Origin of the sequence: Streptomyces sp. NPDC001604, assembly GCF_042893475.1 — a bacterium.
Lineage (GTDB): Bacteria > Actinomycetota > Actinomycetes > Streptomycetales > Streptomycetaceae > Streptomyces.
This window is the reverse complement of sequence record NZ_JBIAUY010000011.1, coordinates 47,326-70,127: the sequence shown is the minus strand read 5'-3', so window position 1 is coordinate 70,127 and position 22,802 is coordinate 47,326. Positions and strand designations below refer to the sequence as shown.

Sequence of the window (22,802 nt, the reverse complement as noted above, 5' to 3'; positions counted from 1 at the left end):
CCCCTCTCCCCGCCTCTCCCGCCTCTCTCCCCTGTACATCTCCGCCATTCACGGACGTGAACGGGATCGGCCGCTGATTCTCCGTCCGTGTCCCAGCTGTCGTGAACCGGATCTTTCACCGACCTGACTGGTTTACGACCCCCAGGCGCCCGTCGACGGAACGTTACGTCGGCGGGCGCTGTCCATACACAGATACCCTTGACACGTGACCGACGCCCAAGAGACCGCAGCAGACAGCTCACTGCGAACCACCGGAGGCGCCCCTCCGGAAGACGGCGGAACATCTGTTACGGGGGCGCCGAACGTGGAACCGAGCCCTGAGCCGATCCCTTTGCTCGAGCCGCGCGAGGGCATCCCGCCCGTGATCGCCGACGCGGACGCGCTCGCCGAGGTGGTCGCCGCCTTCGCGGCCGGTTCAGGACCCGTCGCCGTCGACGCCGAGCGCGCGTCCGGCTACCGCTACGGACAGCGCGCGTATCTGGTGCAGCTGCGCCGCGAGGGCGCCGGGACCGCGCTGATCGATCCCGTGGCCTGTCCCGATCTCTCCGGCCTCGGTGAGGCGCTCTCGGGCGTCGAGTGGGTGCTGCACGCGGCCACGCAGGACCTGCCGTGTCTGCGCGAGATAGGCATGGTGCCGACGAGGCTGTTCGACACCGAGCTCGCGGGACGTCTCGCCGGGTTCCCCAGGGTCGGCCTCGGCGCCATGGTCGAGAACGTCCTCGGCTTCGTACTCGAAAAGGGCCACTCCGCCGTCGACTGGTCGACCCGTCCGCTGCCCGAGCCCTGGCTGCGGTATGCGGCGCTGGACGTCGAGCTCCTGGTGGATCTGCGCGACGCGCTGGAGAAGGAGCTGGACCGGCAGGGCAAGCTGGAGTGGGCCCGGCAGGAGTTCGACGCGATCGCCTCGGCTCCGCCGCCGGAGCCCCGCAAGGACCCCTGGCGGCGTACGTCCGGGATGCACAAGGTGCGGCGGCGCCGGCAGCTCGCCGTGGTGCGGGAGCTGTGGCAGACGCGGGACCGGATCGCCCAGCGGCGGGACGTGTCGCCGGGCAAGGTGCTCGGGGACGCCGCCATCGTGGAGGCGGCGCTCGCCCTTCCGAGCAACGTGCACGCGCTGGCCGCGTTGAACGGGTTCGGGAACCGGATGGGGCGGCGGCAGCTGGAGCAGTGGCAGGCTGCGGTGGACCGTGCGAAAGCCCTGACGGAGGCGCAGCTGCCGGCGCCCGGGCAGCCGGTGACCGGGCCTCCGCCGCCGCGCGCCTGGGCCGACAAGGACCCGGCCGCCGCGGCCCGTCTGTCGGCGGCCCGGGCGGCGGTGTCCGCGCTGGCCGAGCAGCTGAACATGCCCCAGGAGAACCTGATCACGCCGGACACGGTGCGGCGGGTGTGCTGGGAGCCGCCGAAGTCCGTCGACGCGGACTCGGTCGGTGCGGCGCTCTCGGGGTTCGGGGCTCGGCCCTGGCAGGTCGAGCAGGTGACGCCGGTGCTGGTGGCCGCGTTGTCCGCCTAGGAACACCTCACCTGGTCGCCCCCTCCTCATGGCCCTCGAAGCAGGGAACAGGGATGTCGAGATCACGCCAAGATCCTGGGACGGCATGGGGTCGTCGGCATGCCGTAGCCACGCCGGCGCTCGCACCGCGTGGCTCGGCAGCACCCCCAGGAGTGTGACGTTCACCGCTCCAGCCGTCAGGGGTGTGCAGGCACGTTACCCGCAAGTAGCATGGGCCTGAGCGCGCGCTCAGCGCTTGCGCTTGCGCCGTGCAGCAGTGCCATCCCGCATCTGGAGGAGAGCCATCGTGCCTCGTACCGTCAGGGACGTCGTCTTCGTCGACGGCGTCCGTACCCCGTTCGGCAAGGCGGGCCCGAAGGGCATCTACCACGAGACCCGCGCCGACGACCTCGTCGTGAAGGCGATCCGGGAGCTGCTGCGCCGCAACCCGGGTCTCGACCCGAAGAAGATCGACGAGGTCGCCATCGCCGCGACCACGCAGATCGGTGACCAGGGGCTCACCCTCGGCCGCACGGCCGGCATCCTCGCCGGGCTGCCGCAGTCGGTCCCGGGCTACTCCATCGACCGCATGTGCGCCGGCGCCCTGACCGCCGTGACGACCACCGCCGGTTCGATCGCCTTCGGTGCGTACGACGCCGTCATCGCCGGTGGTGTCGAGCACATGGGCCGCCACCCGATGGGCGAGGGTGTGGACCCGAACCCGCGGTTCGTCAGCGAGAAGCTGGTCGACGAGTCCGCGCTGTTCATGGGCATGACCGCGGAGAACCTGCACGACCGCTACCCGACCATCACCAAGCAGCGCGCCGACGAGTACGCCGTGCGCTCGCAGGAGAAGGCCGCCAAGGCGTACGCCAACGGCAAGATCCAGCAGGACCTGGTGCCGATCTCCGTGCGCCGCACCAACCCGGAGGCCGGTGAGACGGGCTGGGGCCTGGTCACCGCCGACGAGCCGATGCGCCCGGGCACCACCCTGGAGAACCTCCAGGGCCTGAAGACGCCGTTCCGTGTGCACGGCCGCGTCACCGCCGGTAACGCCGCCGGTCTGAACGACGGTGCGACCGCCTCGATCATCGCCTCCGAGGACTTCGCCCGCGAGAACAACCTGCCGGTCAAGATGCGCCTGGTCTCGTACGCCTTCGCGGGTGTCGAGCCGGAGGTCATGGGCTACGGCCCGATCCCCGCGACCGAGAAGGCCCTCGCCAAGGCGGGCCTGTCGATCGAGGACATCAACCTCTTCGAGATCAACGAGGCCTTCGCCGTCCAGGTGCTCGCCTTCCTGGAGCACTACGGCATCGCCGACGACGACGCCCGTGTGAACCAGTACGGCGGCGCGATCGCGTACGGCCACCCGCTGGCCTCCTCCGGCGTCCGTCTGATGACGCAGCTGGCCCGCCAGTTCGAGGAGCAGCCGGAGGTCCGCTACGGCCTCACCACCATGTGTGTCGGCTTCGGCATGGGCGCCACGGTGATCTGGGAGAACCCGAACCACAAGGACGCCGGAGGCAACAAGTGAGCACCACCGAACTCCTGAAGGGCGCGGCCGAGCTGTTCCCGGACGAGGTCGTGACGTCCGCGCACGTACGCCACCTCGACCTGCCGTACGGCGCCGGTCGCTTCGCGCTGATCACGCTGGACAACGGCTTCGACCACACCAAGCCGACCACCTTCGGCCCGGCCTCGCTGGCGAACCTCAACACCGCCATCGACCAGGTCGAGAAGGAGGCCGCGGCCGGCGAGATCGTCGGTGTCGGCATCACCGGCAAGCCGTTCATCTTCGCGGTCGGCGCCGACCTCAAGGGCGTCGAGCTGCTGAAGGAGCACAAGGACGCGCTCGCCATCGGCAAGGGCGGCCACGAGGTCTTCAAGCGTCTGTCGGCCCTCGCGGTGCCGACCTTCGCGTACTACAACGGTGCCGCGATGGGCGGTGGCGTCGAGGTCGGACTGCACTGCAAGTACCGGACCGTCTCCAAGGCGCTCCCGGCGTTCTCGCTGCCCGAGGTCTTCCTGGGTCTGGTCCCGGGCTGGGGCGGCTGCACGATCCTGCCCAACCTGATCGGTGCCGACAAGGCCGTCTCGGTGATCATCGAGAACAGCCTCAACCAGAACAAGCAGCTCAAGGGCCAGCAGGTCTTCGACCTCGGTATCGCGGACGCGATCTTCGAGGGTGCGGACTTCCTGGAGCAGTCGCTGATCTGGACCGCTCAGGTGCTGAAGGGCGAGGTCGAGGTCGAGCGTCCGGTGATCGACCGCGGTGAGGCCTGGGACCAGGCCGTCGCCAAGGGCCGGTTCATCGCCGACTCCAAGGTGCACGGCGCCGCTCCCGCCGCCTACCGCGCCCTGGACATCATCGCCGCCGCCAAGAACGGCGACCTGCAGCAGGGCTACGACGCCGAGGACAAGGCGCTCGCCGACCTGATCATGGGTGGCGAACTGCGCGCCGGCATCTACGCCTTCAACCTGGTGCAGAAGCGCGGCAAGCGTCCCGCCGGTGCCCCGGACAAGAACCTGGCGCGCCCGGTCACCAAGGTCGGCGTGGTCGGCGCGGGCCTGATGGCCTCGCAGCTCGCCCTGCTCTTCCTGCGCCGCCTGGAGGTGCCGGTCGTGCTGACCGACATCGACCAGGAGCGCGTCGACAAGGGTGTGGGCTACGTCCACGCCGAGATCGACAAGCTGCTCGGCAAGGGCCGTATCAACCAGGACAAGGCCAACCGCCTCAAGGCCCTGGTCACCGGTGTGCTGGACAAGGCCGAGGGCTTCTCCGACGCCGACTTCATCATCGAGGCCGTCTTCGAGGAGATCGGCGTCAAGCAGCAGGTGTTCGCGGAGGTCGAGGCGGTCGCCCCGGCGCACGCGATCCTCGCCACCAACACCTCCTCGCTGTCGGTGACCGAGATGGCGTCGAAGCTGAAGAACCCCGAGCGGGTCGTCGGCTTCCACTTCTTCAACCCGGTCGCGATCCTCCCGCTGCTGGAGATCGTGCGCGGCGAGCAGACCGACGACGCCTCGCTGGCGACTGCCTTCGCCGTCGCCAAGAAGCTGAAGAAGACCGCGGTGCTGGTGAAGGACGCCCCGGCGTTCGTCGTGAACCGCATCCTCACCCGCTTCATGGGCGAGATCCAGAACGTCATCGACGAAGGCACCCCGGTCGAGGTCGCCGAGAAGGCCGTCGAGCCGCTCGGTCTGCCGATGTCCCCGCTGGTGCTCCTGGAGCTGGTCGGTCCCGCGATCGGTCTGCACGTCTCGGAGACCCTCAACCGGGCCTTCCCGGACCGCTTCACGGTCTCCCCGAACCTCGCGGCCGTCGTCAAGGCGGGCAAGCGCGGCTTCTACGTCTACGACTCCGGCAAGCCGGAGCTGGACCCCGAGGTCGCCGCGCTCCTCAAGCAGGGCGATGTCGTCCTGACCGAGGAGCAGGTCCGCGAGCGCGTTCTGGACGCGGTGGCGCAGGAGATCGGGCTCATGCTCGACGAGGGCGTCGTCGCCGAGGCCCAGGACATCGACCTCTGCCTGATCACGGGCGCCGGCTGGCCCTTCCACCTGGGCGGCATCACGCCGTACCTGGACCGCGAGGGTGTCTCGGAGCGCGTGAACGGCAAGAAGTTCCTGGCTCCGGGTGTGGCGAGCGTCCCGGCGTAACGGCACTGCCCTGAAAGGGGGCGGGGCGTCCGGTATCGATCCGGACGACCCGCCCCTTTTGCTGTCCGTTTACCATTAGGATCTCCACACAGTCAGATCACATTCTTCACATTCATTTGTCGTTCCAGATCACAGACGGGTCGGAACGCATCGACTTCCTGCGGAGGAACTCCGTGGCGTCCACCCGCCGCCAACAACCCCGTCGTCGGGTGTGGCCCAAGGTCAAGCTGTTCCTTCTCGTTGCGGTGGTGGCCGCGGGCGCCACGGCCCTGTATCCGATCTGGCGCACGGCGAACCCGGACCCGCCCGAGCTCACCGTGCGGTACCGGACGGCCACACCCGCGACGGCCACGGCGGCCGAGCCCTCCCTGGAGATCCTCAACGGGTCGAAGAAGCCGCTGCCGCTGAGCGAGGTGACGCTGCGGTACTACTTCACCGCGGACGGCGGCTCGTACGCCTTCAACTGCGTCCAGGCCGCCTTCGGCTGCTCCGACGTCGCCGGGAGCGTCGTCGAGCTGAACAGGCCGGCGAAGACCGCCGACCACTACCTGGAGCTCAGGTTCACGGGCGGCGCGGGCACGCTGCAGCCGGGCGCCAACAGCAAGGGCATCGACGTCCAGCTGTACCGGGTCGACCACAAGAAGCTGGACCAGTCGAACGACCGCTCCTTCGACGCGGAGAAGACGACGTACAAGGAGTCGAAGACGGTCACCGCGTACAGGCACGGGGTTCTCGCCTGGGGTGAGGAGCCGGACGGCACGAAGCCGGACGACTCCAAGAACGCCTCCAAGGACGCCGCCCGTCCGGCGCCGGCCGCCCCCTCCGGTGTCCTCTTCGACAACTTCCACTACACCGGGCCGAAGGACCCCGCGCTGTTCAAGCACGGCTGGCTGGTCCGCACGAGCGCCGGCGGGCCCGGCATCCACGACACATGGTCGGCCGACGGAGTCACCTTCCCCTCCGACGAGGACGCCCTGGGCGACGGCCAGGTGCTCAAGCTGCGTGCCCGCACGGACGGTACGAGGGCCGGCACCGAGCAGGCCAGTGTGGGCACTTCGCGGCGCGAGTTCCGTTCCGGGACGTATGCCGCACGGATCCACTTCAGCGACGACCCCACGTCCGGCAGGGACGGCGACCACGTCAACCAGACCTTCTACACCATCGGCGGCAAGGGCTCGACGTACAGCGAGCTCGACAACGAGTACCTGCCGAACGGAGGGTGGGGCCGGCTCGGCCCCAAGCTGGACAACGTGACCTGGCACACCGTCGAGGACCGTGTGTACAACACGACCCTCAAGAGCCTGGCCGGCTGGCACACCGTCGTCATGACCGTCAAGGACGGCGTGGTGACCTACCGCGTCGACGGCAGGAAGATCTACAGCACCAGCGGCAAGTACGCCCCGCGCGCGGGCATGTCCGTGAACTTCAACACCTGGTTCATCGACCTGCCCTTCAAGGGCGGCGAGCGCGCCTGGGACATGAAGGTCGACTGGCTCTACTACAACGCCGAGGACGCGCAGACCCTGGACGCCGTGAACGCGGCGGTCAAGGGCTACAGCGCGAACGGCATGAACTACTTCGACACCACATCCTGAGCCGGGGGGCCGGTATGAACTGGGGGGCACGTATGAGCCGTGGAAAGGCGCTGGACGCGCAGGGGTTGAGCCGCCGGTCAGCACTGCTGCTGGCCGGAACCGCGGGGCTGGCGACCGCCGGCGGTGCCTCGCTCGGCACCGCTTCGGCCGGGCCGGCGGCTGCCGGCCTCGGGGGTCTGGGCACACCACCGACCTACGCGCCCTCCGGTCGCCGTCCCAGACACCGGCGCGCCACCTGGTCCCAGCAGTTCCAGTCCGGGCACGGCTGGAGCGCCGCGGGCACCGGCACCTCCTCCGCCGACGCGAACGACACCGCGCTGTTCGTGCGCGGCACCCAGTCGGTGCGGGTGACCACCACGGGCACGGGAAAGCAGTCGTACGTCCGCAAGCTGGGCGGTGCGGCGACGAGCCTGACCGGCAAGGCGATCCGGCTCGTCTTCCGGGTCGACGACACCGCCAACCTGTCGAAGATGTCCTTCTACCTGGGCACCGGCTCGCTCGCGAACCACTTCCTCTGGCAGTTCCACACGCACTCCGCGACGGCCACGAACTACGTGCAGTCGGGCGAATGGGTCACCGTGCACCTGCAGTGGGCCGACGTCACGAGCGCGGCCGGGACGTACTCGATCTCGTCCGCCGGAGTGCCGTCCACCACGACCGGCTTCACCGACATGTCCTTCGCGGTGTACGACAACGCGGGCGGCCCGGTGACGTACCACCTCCAGGCCGTGGAGCTGATCCCGGACACCTCGTCCGTCTTCCCCAAGGGCGTCGTCTCGATCACCTTCGACGACTCGCACACCTCCGTGCACGGACTCGCCCGTCCGGTGATGGACGCGTACGGCTACTCCGGAACCGTCTACAACATCGCCGACGCCATCGGCAGCGGCGCCTTCCTGACGCTCGATCAGATGCGTTCGCTGCAGGACTTCTCGGGCTGGGAGATGGCCGGGCACGCGTATGCGACGAGCGCCCACACCGCGAGCTACAGCGCCCTCACCGCGCAGCAGGTGGACGACGATCTGCGGACCCTGCGGGAGTGGCTGGTGGGCAACGGCTTCACCAGCGAGCACTTCGCCTATCCGCATGGCGCCTTCGAGAAGACCACGGACGGCGTGCCGGTGGACCAGATCGCGAGCCGGCACTTCACCACCGCCCGGTCGATCGTCTCCGAGACCATCGAGTCCTTCGCGCCCGCGATGCCGTACCGCCTGAAGGCGCTCACCGGCATCACCGACGGCTCGGGAGTCGGCGGTACGGCGCTGGCGAACCTGACGGCGGCGGGCGGCCGGCTCGACCGGTGCGCGCACAACGGGGACTGGCTGATCCTGTGTCTGCACCGGGTGGTGAGCTCGACTCCCGCCGCCAGTACGGAGATCAGCAGGGCCGGGCTCGACACGCTGATGAAGGCGATCGCCGACCGTGGCATCACGGTGCTGACGGTCGCGGAGGCGATGACGTACTACACGTAGACGGAAAGAGGGGGCGGCTCCGGGGCCGCCCCCTCTTTCCGTCCCTCTTACCAGCCCTGGTTCTGCTGCCACTCGGGATCGACGTACTGGCCCTGGTGATCGGTGGCGCCCTGCCAGTACTGCTCCTTCGGCGTCCCCCACGACACCCGCTGCTGGGGCGCGTACGCGTGCTGCTCGTCGTAGCCGGGCAGGGGCTGCGGCTGGCTGGGGATGGCGGGGGCGACGCGGTCGGCCGTACGGCGCAGGGCCGCGCCCTCCAGACGCATCAGCTGGAGCGTCTCGGTGACCTTCTTGTCGGAGTACGGGTCCTCTTCCTCGAAGATCTCCGTCACCTCGGCCTCGTGATCGCCGGCCACGGACACCTCGACGCCGGCCTGCCGGGTGCCCCAGCTGCCCTTGTGCAGGGTGAGCAGGGCGTAGAAGCGCAGCGGGGTGAGCAGCGTCAGCTGGATCACGCCGTAGATCGGTGCGAGCAGGAACATGCCGAAGCGCTTGATGAAGCCCATGCCGCGGCGCGGGAAGTCGAGGTAGCGGACGTTGCGGAGGTAGCCCATCAGCACCATGAAGACCAGGTAGTCGCCGATGTGGGCGACGAAGCGGTCCGGATGCATGATCGGTGTGATGACCATCGAGTAGAACATCGCGGTGCCGAAGACCAGCCACAACGCGAGTTCCATGCAGGTCAGCCAGAAGGCCGGGCGGTACTTCTTCTGGTGCGTGAAGGCCCACAGGGACTCACGGAAGAAGGACTTGTTCCAGCGGACCTGCTGGCGCAGGAAGTGCGGCAGCTTCTCGGGGACGGCCGTGTAGCCGACGGCGGTCTCCTGGAAGACGACCTGGCCTTCCATGAGGCAGTAGTTGGTCATGCGGCGGTCGTCACCGAAGACGGCCGGCTTGCCCAGGAACTGCTGGTTGAGGAAGTCCGGCAGGTACTTGCGCACGAGCGTGCCGCGGTACGCGGAGAGCGCGCCGCAGCAGCACAGGACCGACTTCAGCCGGGAGTAGGCGGCCCGCTCGAAGAGGAAGGAGTTGCCGTACCTGAGGTCCTGCAGGCGCGTGAAGATGTTGCTGTCGTGGTTGAGCGCCAGCACCATGCCGGTGGAGGCCATGATCTTCTCGTCGGCGAGCGGCAGCAGCAGCTCACGGACGGTGTCCCGGGACAGGATCGTGTCCGAGTCCACGCACAGGAAGATGTCCGAGTACGGCGCCGCCTCGAAGCCCAGTGCCAGGGCCTCGCGCTTGCCCTTGTTCTCGGGCTGCACGCTGACGGTGTACTTCACACCGCGGGCCTCGAACTCCCGGCGCATCTTCTTCGCCGCCCGGATGCCGCCGGGATCGGCGCTGCAGTCGTCGATGATGTGGATCTCGTTCGGCAGGCGGCTCTGCGCGAGGAGGCTGCGCATGCCCTGCTCGAACATCACCGGGTCCTCGTTGTAGATCGGGATGACCGCGGTGACCCAGGCGCTCTCCACGTACTCCAGCTCCTCCCTCCCGGCCTTGGCCGGACGGTAGAAGAGGGCGCCGAACATCTTCAGGGCCAGCAGGCCCATGGCGCCCAGCGAGTACAGGTGCAGGGAGCCCGCGTCGAGCCGGGTGGCGATCAGTGCGGCGAGGGCGAGGAAGACGAAGTACGAGACCTTCAGGTGCCGGCGCTTGCGGTGCGCGCGGCGGCCGCCGGACTCGACGGCGCTCGGTATGTACGTATCGTCGGCAGTCACAGCTTGACCACCCGCGGGTGGTCGGCGGACTTGCCCCGGGTGTCGAACAGCGCACGGGCGCGGTCGGCCAGCAGACCGAGGTCGATCTCCCGGTGGGACTGGAGCAGGATGGTGAGGTCGGCGGTCTCGGCGGCGGTGAGGTAGTCCTCGGCCCGCTCGACCGGGCTGCCGGCGACCTTCCAGTTCTCGACGCGCGGGTCGAAGTAGACGAGTTCGGCACCCCGGGCGAGGAGGTTCTCGGCGACCGCGAGGGCCGGGCTCTCCCGCTGGTCGGAGATGTCGGGCTTGTAGGTGACGCCGAGCAGCAGGATGCGGGCGCCGCGCACCGCCCTGCCCTGGTCGTTCAGCAGATCGGCGGCCCGGTTGACCACATGGACGGGCATGCGCTGGTTGATCTCCTGCGCGAGCTCCACGAAGCGGAACGGGATGCCGAGCGAACGGACCTTGTAGGAGAGGTAGTTGGGGTCGATCGGGATGCAGTGGCCGCCGACTCCGGGGCCCGGGTAGAAGGGCGCGAAGCCGAACGGCTTGGTGGAGGCGCAGCGGATCGCGTCCCACAGGTCGACGCCGATCTCCCGGCAGAACATCGACATCTCGTTGACGAGCGCGATGTTCACGTGCCGGTAGGTGTTCTCCAGCAGCTTGGCCATCTCGGCCTCGCGGGTGCTCTTGGCCTCGACGACACGTGTCACGAAGCGCTCGTAGAGGGCACGGGCGGCCTTGGTGCAGTCCGCGGTGACGCCCCCGACGACCTTGGGCGTGTTCTCCAGGCCGAAGCTGGCGTTGCCCGGGTCGATGCGCTCGGGCGAGAAGGCGAGATGGAAGTCCTGGCCGACCTTCAGACCGCCGGCCTCCAGGCGCGGGCGGACGACTTCGTCGGTGGTGCCGGGATAGGTCGTGGACTCCAGCACGACGAGGGTGCCCGGAGCCAGGTGGGCAGCGATGTCCTCGACGGCGGCGTTCACCGCGGTGAGGTCCGGGGCGTACTCGGTGAGGGGGGTCGGCACACAGATGACGACGGCGGCGGCGTCGGCGATGACGTCCGGCCGGTCCACCGCCTCGAAGCCCTGCTGAAGCATCACGGCGACCTCGGCGTCCGTGATGTCGTCCACGTGCGAGCGGCCGGAGTTCAGACCGTCGACGACGTTCCGGCTGCGGTCGAGACCGATCACTTTCAGCCCCGCCGCAGCGGCCGAGCGGGCCAGCGGAAGCCCTACGTAACCGAGCCCGACCACGACAAGATCCACCGTAGAGGATCTGCTCACAACATCATTCCCAACCCCGTTGGCACGGCAACAGAAGCGCGGGCGGCTCTCGGCCACCCGCGCTCAAAGAATTCGAACAGGTTCAGGAATGCTAACAAGATCTTCACATCGTCACCACGAGCGCTTTGCGTGCCTCTTGTCACGCCCTTACCTGTGCAACCTTTTTCATACCTTGAGTGTCTCCTGTCACTAGCTGCCCTCATGTGGTCTCGTTCGGTCGGTAAACGGAACGACCTGGGGCGCTCGCCGGACGACGACAGAAACCGGCCACAGCGGTAAGTGGAAGCGGAGGAAGCGCGCCCGCCGGGCGTCACACCTTGCGCCAGGCCTCCAGCGCCAGTCCCGGCTCGTCCTTGCGGCGGGTGAGCAGCAGCTGTCCGGTGGACGGGGACAACGTTGCCGCCACCACCCGGCCGTCCTCGTCCACCGCGAGGGACACCGTGGCGTCCGCGGGCAGGGCCGGGCCCGACTCGGTCCACCAGGCGCCGGCCGACTCCTGCTCGGTCGGATACGCGGCGAAGGCGACCCGGCCGCTCGCCGAGCGCTGCGCGAGCAAGGTGCAGTCGTGGCCGTCGAGTTCGCAGCGCACCGCGGAGACGGGGCCGGGCCCCGCGGAGGGCAGCAGGGTGACGGGCTTGGCGCCGGGGCGCCAGGCGCACAGGTCGCCCGACTCGTCGGTGTAGAAGAGGGTCGTACCGTCCGGGGAGGTGGCCAGCGCACGCAGGGTGTCCGGGCGGACCTGCGCCTCCAGCGCCTCCTCCAGGGACGGCTGGGCGCCCGCCTCCTCCTGCCGCCAGTGCAGGATGCCTCCGGGGACGGCCGCGTACACCTCGACGCGGCCCGACTCCCCCGTCACCGCCGCCAACTCCCCTTGCACGTCACGCCCCTTGAGGTCCCGCCACGGCTCCCAGCCGCCCTTCTCCTTCTGCGCGACCATGCTCACCCCGCCGCCGTTGTTGCGGACGAAGACATGGGCGCGCCCCTCGGCGTCGACGGCGACGGCGGGCGGGCCGGTGCGGGATCCCTTCTTGTCCGGGTGCCCGATCGGCGCCCAGTCGAGGGCGGCGAGCCGGGGCCGGAAGTGGGTGGAGTGCACGAGGCCGGCCTCGCCGGACACGGTGGGCCGCCAGGAGACCAGATGGGCGTAGGAGTCGCTGCCTTGTCCGACCGCGGGTGACGCTTGCAGCGTCTGCTCCCCGCCGACCCGGTGCGGGGCCGTCCAGGGCCCGCCGGGTGAGCGCTCCGCCCGGCACAGCAAGGCGCCGTCGGTGGGGAGGTAGACACTGAGCCGGCCGTCACGGCCGCGTAGGAGCCAGTCGCCGTTCACCGTTTCACTCTAAGCGGGGCGACACGCGGGACGTGGCCCGGCCCCTGCGTCCTCGTACGTGCGGCCGGGCGCCGAGCGGGCAGGCTGTTCCTGAGCAACCACAGCAACAGTGAGAAGGAAGCCGAACTCATGACCGACCAGCTCACCGTGAGCGTCCTCGGCACCGGCATCATGGGCGCCGCCATGGCCCGCAACCTCGCCCGCGCCGGCCACTTGGTCCGTGCGTGGAACCGCACCCGCGCCAAGGCCGAGCCTCTCGCCGCCGACGGAGCGCACATCGCCGACACGCCCGCCGAGGCCGTCCAGGGCGCCGATGTCGTCCTGACCATGCTCTACGACGGTCCGACCACCCTGGACGTCATGCGCGAGGCGGCCGCCGGGCTGCGCCCCGGCGCCGCCTGGGTGCAGTCGACCACGGCCGGCATCGAGGCGGTCACCCAACTGGCCGCGTTCGCCGAGGAGCACGGCCTCGTCTTCTACGACGCCCCGGTGCTCGGCACCCGCCAGCCCGCGGAGGCCGGGCAGCTGACCGTGCTGGCCGCCGGGCCCGTCGGGGGCCGGGCCGTGGTGGAGCCGGTGTTCGACGCGGTCGGCGCCCGCACCATGTGGACGGGGGACGAAGCCGGGAGCGCGACCCGGCTGAAGCTGGTCGCCAACAGCTGGGTCCTCGCTGCGACCGCGGCGACCGGCGAGGTGCTCGCCCTGGCCCAGGCCCTGGACGTCGACCCGCAGAACTTCTTCGACCTGATCGCGGGCGGCCCGCTCGACATGGGCTATCTCAAGGCCAAGGCGGGCCTGGTCCTGAACGACCGGCTGTCTCCGGCCCAGTTCGCGGTGGCGACGGCCGCCAAGGACGCCCGGTTGATCGTCGAGGCCGGACGGGAGAACGGCGTCCGTCTGGATGTCGCCGCCGCGACCGCCGAACGCATGGAGCGCGCCGCCGCACAGGGCCACGGCGACGAGGACATGGCCGCCGCGTACTTCGCGAGCTTCGACGAGAAGCCGGTGGACTAGCTGTATTGCCCCGCAGGGTTGTTGACGCGGTTGATGGGTGGCCGGCCGGCTGCCCCGAGCGGGTCTGGCGGAAGGCAGCGGTGGCTGTGCGAACCTTGCCGCATGACTGAGAGCGACCCTCTGCTCGTGATCGTCGACGCCGCGAACGTCGTCGGGTCGGTGCCCGACGGCTGGTGGCGTGATCGGCGGGGGGCCGCGGAACGGCTCCGCGACCGGCTCGCGGCCGACGGCCTTCCTGGCCACTCCGGTCCCGTGGAGATCGTCCTCGTGGTGGAGGGGGCGGCGCGCGGGGTGGAGACGGTGCCCGGCGTCCGGGTGGAGTCGGCGCCGGGCAGCGGGGACGACCACATGGTCGACCTGGTCGCCGGGGCGGGAAAACGCCCGGTCCTGGTGGTGACCGCTGACCGGGAACTGCGACGCAGGGTCCGGGAGTTGGGGGCGGAGGTCTCGGGACCCCGTACCGTCAGGCCTGTGTGACGACGGAGTCGACCACCCCCGCCCCGGCGGCCTCAGGACCTCGCCGACCCCGTCAGCTCGCCACGCGCAAGACGGCTGTGGGAACGGCCGTAGAGGAAGTACACGACGAAGCCGATCACCATCCAGATGCCGAACCGGAGCCAGGTCTCGGCCGGCAGGTTCAGCATCAGCCACAGCGAGGCGCACACCGACAGGACCGGGATGACCGGGACCCACGGGGTGCGGAAGGCACGGTGCAGGTCGGGGCGGGTGTTGCGGAGGATGATCACGCCGATCGCGACGACGACGAAGGCGAAGAGCGTGCCGATGTTCACCAGTTCCGCCAGTTCGCTGAGGCTGGTGAAGCCGGCGACGATCGCGATGATCACGCCGAGCAGGATGGTCGGCCGGTGCGGGGTCTTGAATCGCGGGTGGACGTGCGAGAAGAAGCGCGGCAGCAGCCCGTCGCGGCTCATCGCGAAGAAGACCCGGGTCTGGCCGAGCAGCAGGATCATGCAGACCGTGGTCAGGCCGACGGCGGCGCCGAAGCTGATGAAGCCCGCGAACCAGGGGTGCCCGGTGGCCTTGAAGGCGTCGGCGAGCGGGGCGCTCACGGACAGCTTGGTGTAGTGCTCCATGCCGGTGACGACGATCGACACGGCGACATACAGCACCGTGCAGATGACGAGCGAGCCGAGGATGCCGCGCGGCATGTCCCGCTGCGGGTTCCTGGTCTCCTCGGCGGCCGTGGCGACGACGTCGAAGCCGATGAACGCGAAGAAGACGACGGAGGCGGCGGTGAAGATGCCCATCACACCGAAGTTGGAGGGCGCCCAGCCGAACATCAGCTGGATGAGCGGGGCCTTGAGGCTGCTGCCCGCCTCCACCGTCTGCGACTTCGGGATGAACGGCTGGTAGTTGTCGCCCTTGACGAAGAAGAGGCCCGCGACGATCACGGTCAGGACGACGGTCACCTTGATGGCGACGACGACGGAGGTGACCCGCGCGGAGAGCTTCGTGCCCACCACGAGGATCGCGGTCAGCACCAGGACCAGGGCGGCGGCGAGGATGTCGAAGCCGAAGCCGTGCGCCCCCTCCCTGCCGCTCAGCCTCTCGGGCAGATGCAAGCCGGCGTTGTCGAGGAGCGAGGCGATGTACCCGGACCAGCCGACGGCCACCACCGCCGTACCGAGCGCGAACTCCAGGACCAGGTCCCAGCCGATGATCCAGGCGGGCAGTTCGCCCAGGGAGGCGTACGAGAAGGTGTACGCCGAGCCGGCCACCGGGACCGTGGAGGCGAACTCGGCGTAGCACAGCGCGGCGAGACCGCAGGCCACGCCGGCCGCGACGAAGGCCAGGGCGACGGCCGGGCCGGCGTTGTTCTTGGCCACCGTGCCGGTGAGGACGAAGATGCCGGTGCCGATGATGACGCCGACGCCGAAGACGGTCAGATCGAGCGCGGACAGGGATTTCTTGAGTGCGTGCTCGGGTTCCTCGGTATCGAGGATGGACTGCTCGACCTTCTTCGTCCGGAAGAGGGTGCTGCTCACGGGCTGACCTCCCACGCTTCGTCGTCCTCGACATGATCGAGAGGGGGCGTAGTGCGTATGCCCCGGCGCAGGCGGATTCACGCAGATGGGCCGCTTGCACCACCCCTGGCGGTGGTGCAAGCGGCCCATCCGGTCGGGTCGCTGGTGTCAGTCGCGCGCGGGCTCCACCGAGTCGACCTCGGCCGCCTCGCGGTTGAAGCGGCCGTCGAGCTTGGAGACGAGGCCGGTGACCTGGCGGGCGATGTCGGGGGCCGTGAGCCCGATCTCCGTCATGACCTCGGCGCGGGAGGCATGGTCGAGGAAGCGCGGCGGGATGCCGAAGTCGCGCAGCGGTACGTCGACGCCCGCGTCGCGCAGGGCCTGCGCGATGGTCGAACCGACGCCGCCGACGCGGGAGTTGTCCTCGACGGTGACGACCACGCGGTGCCGCTCCGCGAGCGGCGCCATGGCCTCGTCGACGGGCTTGACCCAGCGCGGGTCGACAACGGTGGTGGAGATGCCCTGCTTGTCGAGCAGGGAGGCGATCTCCAGGCACATCGGAGCCAGGGCGCCCACGGAGACGAGCAGCACGTCCGGGGTGTCCGTGCCGGGCTCGCGCAGGACGTCCATGCCGCCCACCCGTCCCACGGCGGGTACGGCGGGGCCGACGGCGCCCTTGGAGAAGCGCACCACGGTCGGCGCGTCCTTGACCTCGACGGCCTCCCGCAGCTGCTTGCGCACCTGGTCGGCGTCGCGCGGCGCGGCCAGCCGTAGCCCGGGGACGACCTGGAGGATCGACATGTCCCACATGCCGTTGTGGGAGGGCCCGTCGGTGCCGGTGATGCCGGCCCGGTCCAGGACGAAGGTGACACCGCACTTGTGCAGCGCGACATCCATCAGGACCTGGTCGAAGGCCCGGTTCAGGAAGGTGGCGTAGACGGCGAACACGGGGTGCAGTCCGCCGGTGGCGAGGCCGGCCGCGGAGACGGCCGCGTGCTGCTCGGCGATGCCGACGTCGTAGATCCGCTTCGGGAAGGCGTCCGCGAACTTCTTCAGGCCGACCGGCTGCAGCATCGCCGCGGTGATGGCGACGATGTCCTTGCGCTCCTTGCCGAGCTGCACCATCTCGTCGCCGAAGACGGAGGTCCAGTCGGCGCCGGAGGCCTTGATGGGCAGGCCGGTGTCGGGGTGGATCGGGCCGATGCCGTGGAAGCGGTCGGCCTCGTCCTGGAGGGCCGGCTGGTAGCCGCGACCCTTCTCGGTGAGGCAGTGCACGATCACCGGGCCGCCGAACCGCTTGGCGCGCGCCAGCGCCGACTCCAGGGCCTCGATGTCATGACCGTCGATGGGACCGACGTACTTCAGACCGAGGTCCTCGAACATGCCCTGCGGTGCGATGAAGTCCTTGAGACCCTTCTTCGCGCCGTGCAGCGTCTCGTAGAGCGGCCGGCCGACGACGGGCGTGCGCTCCAGCAGGTCCTTGCCGCGGGCCAGGAACCGCTCGTACCCGTCGGTCGTACGAAGAGTCGCGAGGTGGTTCGCGAGGCCGCCGATGGTCGGGGCGTACGACCGCTCGTTGTCGTTGACGACGATGACCAGGGGGCGGTCCTTGGCGTCGGCGATGTTGTTGAGGGCCTCCCAGGCCATGCCGCCGGTCAGGGCTCCGTCACCGATCACGGCGACCACGTGGTCGTCGCGCTCCAGGATCTGGTTGGCCTTGGCGAGGCCGTCGGCCCAGCCGAGCACCGTGGAGGCGTGGCTGTTCTCGATGACGTCGTGCTCGGACTCGGCCTGCGAGGGGTAGCCGGACAGGCCGCCCTTCTGCTTCAGCTTCGCGAAGTCCTGGCGGCCGGTGAGCAGTTTGTGCACATAGGACTGGTGGCCCGTGTCCCACAGCACCTTGTCCTTCGGGGATTCGAAGACGCGGTGCAGGGCGATGGTGAGCTCGACGACGCCCAGGTTGGGGCCGAGGTGGCCGCCGGTCTTGGAGACGGCGTCGACGAGGAAGGTCCGGATCTCCTCTGCCAGCTGGTCCAGCTGCTCCAGGCTGAGCCGGTCCAGATCGCGCGGTCCCCTGATGCGGGTCAGCAGCGGCACCCGTGCCTCCTTGCAGTAGAGCTGTTGCCGGGCTCGTCGAGTCTAATGTTCCGCCCGTACGCCCGACGCCCGGGCAGTGCGTCATAGGTCACGCGATCGGCTGTACCCAAGATCGGCCGGCCCTATGACATGACTGTGCCCGGCACCTGTGAGGTACCGGGCAACATGAGCGCCCCAAAGGGGCGCGGGGCTGTATCGATTTGCGGCTACCACCGCGCGCGGGCGCGACCAGCCACACACGCCGACAAGAGGGGCCGCCTGCGGCCCCGGCAGGGGCGCGGGGAACTGCGCGACCAGCCCAAGACGGCCGGCACCCGCAATACCACCGCACCCCCACGGCGCGACCGCGGAGCGTTATGCGCGACCGGCAGCCTTCTGGCTCCTACGGCTGACGGAGTCGATGACCACCGCACCGAGCAGAACCGCACCCGTGATCATGTACTGGATGGACGTGTTCATGTTGAGCAGGTCAAGCCCGGTCTGGATCGACTGGATGACCAGCATGCCCAGCAGCGCGGACCAGACCGAACCCCGCCCGCCGAACAGCGACGTACCACCGATGACGGCCGCCGCGATGGCGAGCATCAGGGTGTTGCCGCCACCGGCGGTCAGCGTCGCGCTCGCGGTCTGGCCGGCGAAGAACATGCCGCCGATCGCCGCGAACATGCCGGAGATGGCGAACACGGTGATGCGGACCATCGGCACGCTGATACCGGCACGGCGGGCCGCCTCGATGCCGCCGCCGACCGCGAAGACCTTGCGGCCGAAGGTGGTGCGCCGCAGCACGAAGTCGACGACCACGAGGCAGGCGAGGAAGATCACCAGGGCGTTGGAGACACCGGCGGCGTTGTTCAGCACGGCCGCGGCCACGAAGGAGGCCACGGCGAGCAGAGCCACCCGCACCAGGATCTCGCTCGTGGGACGGAACGGCACACCGGCCGCCCGACGGCGGCGCTGCTCGTTGAACTGACCCACCAGCGCCAGGACGACACCGAGGCCGGCCAGCAGATAGGCGCCGACGATGGCCTGGTCCATGAAGAAGGAGTTCTGGCCGAAGAGGTGCACCGGGCCGGTGTCGGCCGGGATGTTGATGGTGCCGCTGGAGCCCAGCAGCCACAGCATCAGACCGTTCCAGCCGAGGAAGCCGGCGAGTGTCACCACGAAGGCCGGTACGCCGATTCTCGCGAAGAAGAACCCGTGCAGTGCACCGATGCCGATACCGGTCAGGATCGTCAGGACCAGTGCGAGCCAGTCGTTCATCCCGTGCTCGACCACGAACACGGCGAAGATCGTCGAGGCCAGACCGCTGACCGAGCCGACGGACAGGTCGATCTCGCCGAGCAGCAGCACGAACACCAGGCCGATGGCGAGCATGCCGGTGGCCGACAGGTAGTAGCTGATGTTGGAGAGGTTGTCGGCGCTCAGGAAGCGGTCGTTCTTCAGCTGGAAGATGGTCCAGATGATGATCAGGCCGATGACGACCGGCAGCGAGCCCAGCTCGCCGCCCTTCACCTTGCGCTTGAACTCCGTGAGGTAGCCCTTGAAGCCCTCTTCGCGGACCAGCAGCCGCGGGTCGACGACGGCGACCGGAGCGGCCGTCGGGTCGTCGGCCGGGGTCGCGGTCTCCTGCTGTTCCGGCGCGCTGTCCGTCTTGGAAACCTTGGACGTGTCGCTCACTGTGCCGCCTCCGTGCTGCGACGCCCCGCACGACGGGTCACGGCGTTCTCCGTGGCTCCCGTGATGGCGGCGATGATCTCTTCGTGACTGGTGTCCTTCACGGGGAAGGAACCGTTGTTCCTGCCCAGGCGAAGGACGGCGACGGTGTCCGCGACGGCCTTCACGTCGGCCATGTTGTGACTGATGAGGATGACGGCGAGGTTCTGCTCGCGCAGCCGCTCGACGAGGTCGAGGACCTGGGCGGTCTGCTCGACACCGAGGGCGGCGGTGGGCTCGTCGAGGATGACGACCTTGGGCTCGCCGATCAGGGCGCGGGCGATGGCGACGACCTGGCGCTGGCCACCGGAGAGGCTGGCGATCGGGATGCGCACGCTCGGGATCCGGATGGAGAGCGTGCTCAGCAGCTCGCGGGCCTTCTTCTCCATCGACACCTCGTCGATGACGCCGCGGTGCAGCAGCTCGCGTCCGAGGTAGAGGTTGCCGACCACGTCAAGGTTGTCGCACAGGGCGAGGTCCTGGTAGACGGTCGCGACGCCGAGTCCCTGGGCGTCGTGCGGCTTGTTGATGCTGACCGGCCGGCCCTCCCACTCGATGACGCCGTCATCGATGGGGTGGACTCCGGCGATCGTCTTGACCAGGGTCGACTTCCCTGCGCCGTTGTCGCCGACCAGGGCGACGACTTCTCCGGCGTGGACCTCCAGTTCGACATCGGTGAGGGCCTGGACCGCACCGAATCGCTTGGAGACTCCGCGCAACGCCAGCACGGGCGTAGCGGACACGTGAACCATCTCCTTCGCCGCCTGACCGGCGGGGATGCCGCGCTTGGGGTAGTGCGCGGAGAGGTGTGCGAAGACGCACGAGGTTTACAGGATGAACATGCGCGAATCCGCTGCCCTTGGCAACGGTTCCGTCCGGCGCCCGTCCCGGTAGCGGGGTATGAAAGCCGGGGCGGGCACCGGACAGGTTTCGCGGGACCACCGCGGGGCGGTCACGGCTGCGGTGACTGCCCAGGGGTCCGGGCAGTCACTCGGGTGCTCGACTACTCGAGGCCGGCCGACTTGCAGGCCTTGGCGTAGGCGGAGGTGCAGATCTGCTGGACGGTGTACAGACCGTCCTTGACGACCGTGTCCTTGATGTTGGCCTTGGTGACCGACACCGGGGTCAGCAGCTGGGAGGGCACCTTGTCGCCGGAGCCGCTGGTGAGCGTCGTGGTGGCGAGCGAGGAGATGCTCTTGCCCTGGGCCAGGTCGACCGCGAGCGTCGCGGCGCCCTCGGCCTCCGGCTTGTAGGCCTTGTAGACGGTGCTGGACTGGCTGCCGACGAGGATGCGCTGGATGGCAGCGAGCTCCGCGTCCTGACCGGTCAGCGGGATACCGGAGATGCCTGCGCCCTTGAGGGTGTTGGCGATGCCACCGGCCATGCTGTCGTTGGCGGAGTAGACACCCGCGATGTTCTTGGCACCGAGCTGGGTGATGGCCGCGGACATCTTCTGGGCGGCCACGGTGTCCTTCCACAGACCGGACTGCTCGTAGGCGATGTCGACCTTGCCGTCGAGGGCCTGGTGCGCGCCCTTCTTGAACTGGGCGGCGTTCGGGTCGGCGTCGTCACCGTTGATCATGACGACCTTGGAGCTCTTGGTCGCCTTCGAGCCCAGCGAGGTGAGCAGCGCCTGGCCCTGCAGCTCGCCGACCTTGACGTTGTCGAAGGAGATGTACGCGGAGACCGGGCCCTGCGCGAGACGGTCGTAGGCGACGACCTTGATGCCCTTGTTGACCGCGGTCTGGATCGAGGACTTGATCGCCGCGGAGTCCTGGGCGCTGATCACGATGACCTTGACGCCCTTGGTGATCATGCTGCTGACCTGCTGCGCCTGCTTTGCGGCGTCGGCGTTGGCGTTGGCGTACTGCACGGTGCAGCCGGAGCACAGATCCTTGACCTTGGCCTCGAACAGCGGCCGGTCGAACTGCTCGTAACGGGTCTGCGTGTTGTCGGGAAGAAGCAGGCCGATCGAGGCCTTGGTGCCGCCGGAGCTCGAGCTGCCGGAGTCGTTCTTCTTGTCACCGGCCTTGCCGCAGGCGGCCATGGACAGTGCCATCGAAACCGCGGCCGTGCCGATCACGACTCTACGCATCGTTGCGTTCATTTGGGGGTGCCTCCCTGACAGGGCCGCAACGCTGCGGCCGAGGTGGCTGGAAGTCAACTCGGCCACACGTGCGACGTCAAGAAGTAAATACTTAACGAGATGGCAACGGCGTCATGCGTTCTCTAAGTGAAGGCAGGTGTCGCAGTCGACAAGGTGCCGTCCAAAAGGGTCGAATCGCCCATCTCGCTGAGTGCGAGAGCGAGCGCTCCGAGCACCTCCGCACGGCCCCCAAGTGCCCCCGGGAGAACGGACAGTTGGCGCGCTGCACTGGGGATCGCATAGCGGCCGACGGACTCTCTGATCGGCCCGAGCAACAGCTCGCCGGCCTCGGCGAGATCACCGCCCAGGACGACCCGGCTCGGGTTCAGCAGATTGCAGAGATTGGCGACTCCAGAACCGATGTGACGGCCGACGTCGGCGATCACCCGACGGCAGCCCGGGTCTCCGTCCCTGGCCAGCCGCACGACGCCTTCCATCGTCAGGTCGGTGCCGTGGCTCGACTGGAGCAACGGAAGTACGTAGCGCGCTGCCGCAAAGGTTTCCAGGCATCCCCGGTTACCGCAGCGACAGACAGGGCCCGACTCATCGAGTGTAATATGTCCGATTTCTCCCGCGGTGCCACCGGGTCCCCGGTAGATCTTCCCGTTGATCACCAGACCCGCGCCGACACCGCTCGCGACCTTGATGTACGCCAGGTCCCTCACCCCCCGGCCACTGCCCCAGACCAGCTCGCCGAGGGCGCCGAGGTTGGCGTCGTTGTCCACGTGAACGGGCACGCCGAGCCGCCCCCGCAGCTCCTCGGCGGGCTTCGTACCGATCCAGCCGGGCAGGATCGCCGACGAGCCGAGGGTGCCGGACTCGACGTCGATCGGACCGGGCACACCGAGGCCCACGCCCGCGACTTTGGACCGGTCGACACCGGTTGCTGCAATCAGGCGATTGACCAGCTCTTCCGCCCGGTCGAAGCCCTGCGCCGAGGAGGCGTCCACGTCCAGCGGCTCGGACTCCTCGGCCAGCACCTGGTGGGCGAGATTCCCGACCGCGACGCGCAAATGCGTATGCCCGAAGTCCACGCCGATGACGATCCCGGCGTCACCGCTGAGGGAGACGCTGCGGGCTCTTCGGCCGCCCGCCGATGTGGGCGTGACCTCGACCGTTCCGCCGTCCTTGAGTTCGCGGACGATGTTGGAGACCGTTGCCGCGGACAGCCCCGTGGTCCTCGCGATCTCCGCCTGCGTGAGTGACCCGGCCAGCCGGACGGCCCGGACGACCCGCTCCAGGTTGGCTCGGTGCAGTGACGACTGCGACCCCGGAGTCTCCACGACGACCTCCTGCGCGCGGGACCGCTTCAATGAGGCCCCGT

General features: G+C 69.1%; 16 protein-coding genes. 7 read left to right on the top strand and 9 right to left on the bottom strand.

All coding sequences use genetic code 11. The features are described 5' to 3' along the window. Window positions 1–205: 205 nt before the first annotated feature. From ACFY1E_RS27560 to ACFY1E_RS27540, 5 genes are all read left to right on the top strand, one after another. A complete protein-coding gene (locus ACFY1E_RS27560; RefSeq protein ID WP_389080276.1) occupies window positions 206–1,510 on the top strand; it encodes an HRDC domain-containing protein in 1,305 nt (434 codons plus the stop codon). Between the two features lie 286 nt (window positions 1,511–1,796). After that, window positions 1,797–3,023: a thiolase family protein gene (locus ACFY1E_RS27555; RefSeq protein WP_389080275.1), complete on the top strand. Its 1,227-nt coding sequence runs from the start codon at window positions 1,797–1,799 to the stop codon at window positions 3,021–3,023. After that, a complete protein-coding gene (locus tag ACFY1E_RS27550; RefSeq protein WP_389080274.1) occupies window positions 3,020–5,146 on the top strand; it encodes a 3-hydroxyacyl-CoA dehydrogenase NAD-binding domain-containing protein in 2,127 nt (708 codons plus the stop codon). The genes ACFY1E_RS27555 and ACFY1E_RS27550 overlap by 4 nt, the downstream gene beginning before the upstream one ends. 173 nt (window positions 5,147–5,319) lie before the next feature. Beyond that, complete coding sequence (locus ACFY1E_RS27545) at window positions 5,320–6,741, top strand: cellulose binding domain-containing protein (protein WP_389080273.1); 1,422 nt, start codon at window positions 5,320–5,322, stop codon at window positions 6,739–6,741. Window positions 6,742–6,773: 32 nt separating this feature from the next. Further along, window positions 6,774–8,213 carry a polysaccharide deacetylase family protein gene (locus tag ACFY1E_RS27540; RefSeq protein WP_389080271.1) on the top strand — a complete coding sequence of 480 codons (1,440 nt, stop codon included), beginning with the start codon at window positions 6,774–6,776 and terminating at the stop codon, window positions 8,211–8,213. 47 nt (window positions 8,214–8,260) lie between these two features. On the opposite strand, the gene ACFY1E_RS27535 is transcribed toward ACFY1E_RS27540, so the two are convergent. The 3 genes from ACFY1E_RS27535 to ACFY1E_RS27525 all read right to left on the bottom strand — a co-directional run bounded on the left by ACFY1E_RS27535 (window position 8,261) and on the right by ACFY1E_RS27525 (window position 12,523). Then, window positions 8,261–9,931 (bottom strand): glycosyltransferase, encoded by a 1,671-nt coding sequence (locus tag ACFY1E_RS27535; RefSeq protein WP_389080270.1) that lies wholly within the window; start codon window positions 9,929–9,931, stop codon window positions 8,261–8,263. After that, complete coding sequence (locus ACFY1E_RS27530; RefSeq protein ID WP_389080269.1) at window positions 9,928–11,196, bottom strand: nucleotide sugar dehydrogenase; 1,269 nt, start codon at window positions 11,194–11,196, stop codon at window positions 9,928–9,930. The genes ACFY1E_RS27535 and ACFY1E_RS27530 overlap by 4 nt, the downstream gene beginning before the upstream one ends. Window positions 11,197–11,506: 310 nt before the next feature. Then, window positions 11,507–12,523, bottom strand: coding sequence for a hypothetical protein (locus ACFY1E_RS27525; protein ID WP_389080268.1), 1,017 nt, complete (start codon window positions 12,521–12,523; stop codon window positions 11,507–11,509). Window positions 12,524–12,652: 129 nt separating this feature from the next. On the opposite strand from ACFY1E_RS27525, the gene ACFY1E_RS27520 reads away from it, so the two are divergent. Then, the gene (locus ACFY1E_RS27520) at window positions 12,653–13,537 is read left to right on the top strand and encodes an NAD(P)-dependent oxidoreductase (RefSeq protein WP_389080267.1); all 885 of its coding nucleotides are present in this window, start codon (window positions 12,653–12,655) and stop codon (window positions 13,535–13,537) included. Between the two features lie 102 nt (window positions 13,538–13,639). After that, window positions 13,640–14,014: an NTP pyrophosphohydrolase gene (locus tag ACFY1E_RS27515; RefSeq protein WP_389080266.1), complete on the top strand. Its 375-nt coding sequence runs from the start codon at window positions 13,640–13,642 to the stop codon at window positions 14,012–14,014. A gap of 32 nt (window positions 14,015–14,046) precedes the next feature. Here the strand turns inward: ACFY1E_RS27515 and ACFY1E_RS27510 are convergent, their stop codons facing one another. From ACFY1E_RS27510 to ACFY1E_RS27485, 6 genes are all read right to left on the bottom strand, one after another. Further along, the gene (locus tag ACFY1E_RS27510; protein WP_389080264.1) at window positions 14,047–15,543 is read right to left on the bottom strand and encodes an amino acid permease; all 1,497 of its coding nucleotides are present in this window, start codon (window positions 15,541–15,543) and stop codon (window positions 14,047–14,049) included. A gap of 147 nt (window positions 15,544–15,690) precedes the next feature. After that, a complete protein-coding gene (gene dxs, locus ACFY1E_RS27505) occupies window positions 15,691–17,619 on the bottom strand; it encodes a 1-deoxy-D-xylulose-5-phosphate synthase (protein WP_389080263.1) in 1,929 nt (642 codons plus the stop codon). Window positions 17,620–17,973: 354 nt separating this feature from the next. After that, window positions 17,974–19,296 (bottom strand): sugar ABC transporter permease, encoded by a 1,323-nt coding sequence (locus ACFY1E_RS27500; protein WP_344401843.1) that lies wholly within the window; start codon window positions 19,294–19,296, stop codon window positions 17,974–17,976. Beyond that, window positions 19,293–20,084, bottom strand: a complete 792-nt coding sequence (locus ACFY1E_RS27495; protein WP_344401842.1) for an ATP-binding cassette domain-containing protein — start codon at window positions 20,082–20,084, stop codon at window positions 19,293–19,295. Before ACFY1E_RS27495 ends, ACFY1E_RS27500 begins: the two co-directional genes overlap by 4 nt. Window positions 20,085–20,335: 251 nt before the next feature. Continuing rightward, window positions 20,336–21,427 (bottom strand): sugar ABC transporter substrate-binding protein, encoded by a 1,092-nt coding sequence (locus tag ACFY1E_RS27490; protein ID WP_389080261.1) that lies wholly within the window; start codon window positions 21,425–21,427, stop codon window positions 20,336–20,338. Window positions 21,428–21,561: 134 nt separating this feature from the next. After that, on the bottom strand, window positions 21,562–22,761 hold the full coding sequence (locus ACFY1E_RS27485; protein WP_389080260.1) for an ROK family transcriptional regulator: 1,200 nt from the start codon (window positions 22,759–22,761) through the stop codon (window positions 21,562–21,564). Between the last annotated feature and the right edge of the window lie 41 nt (window positions 22,762–22,802).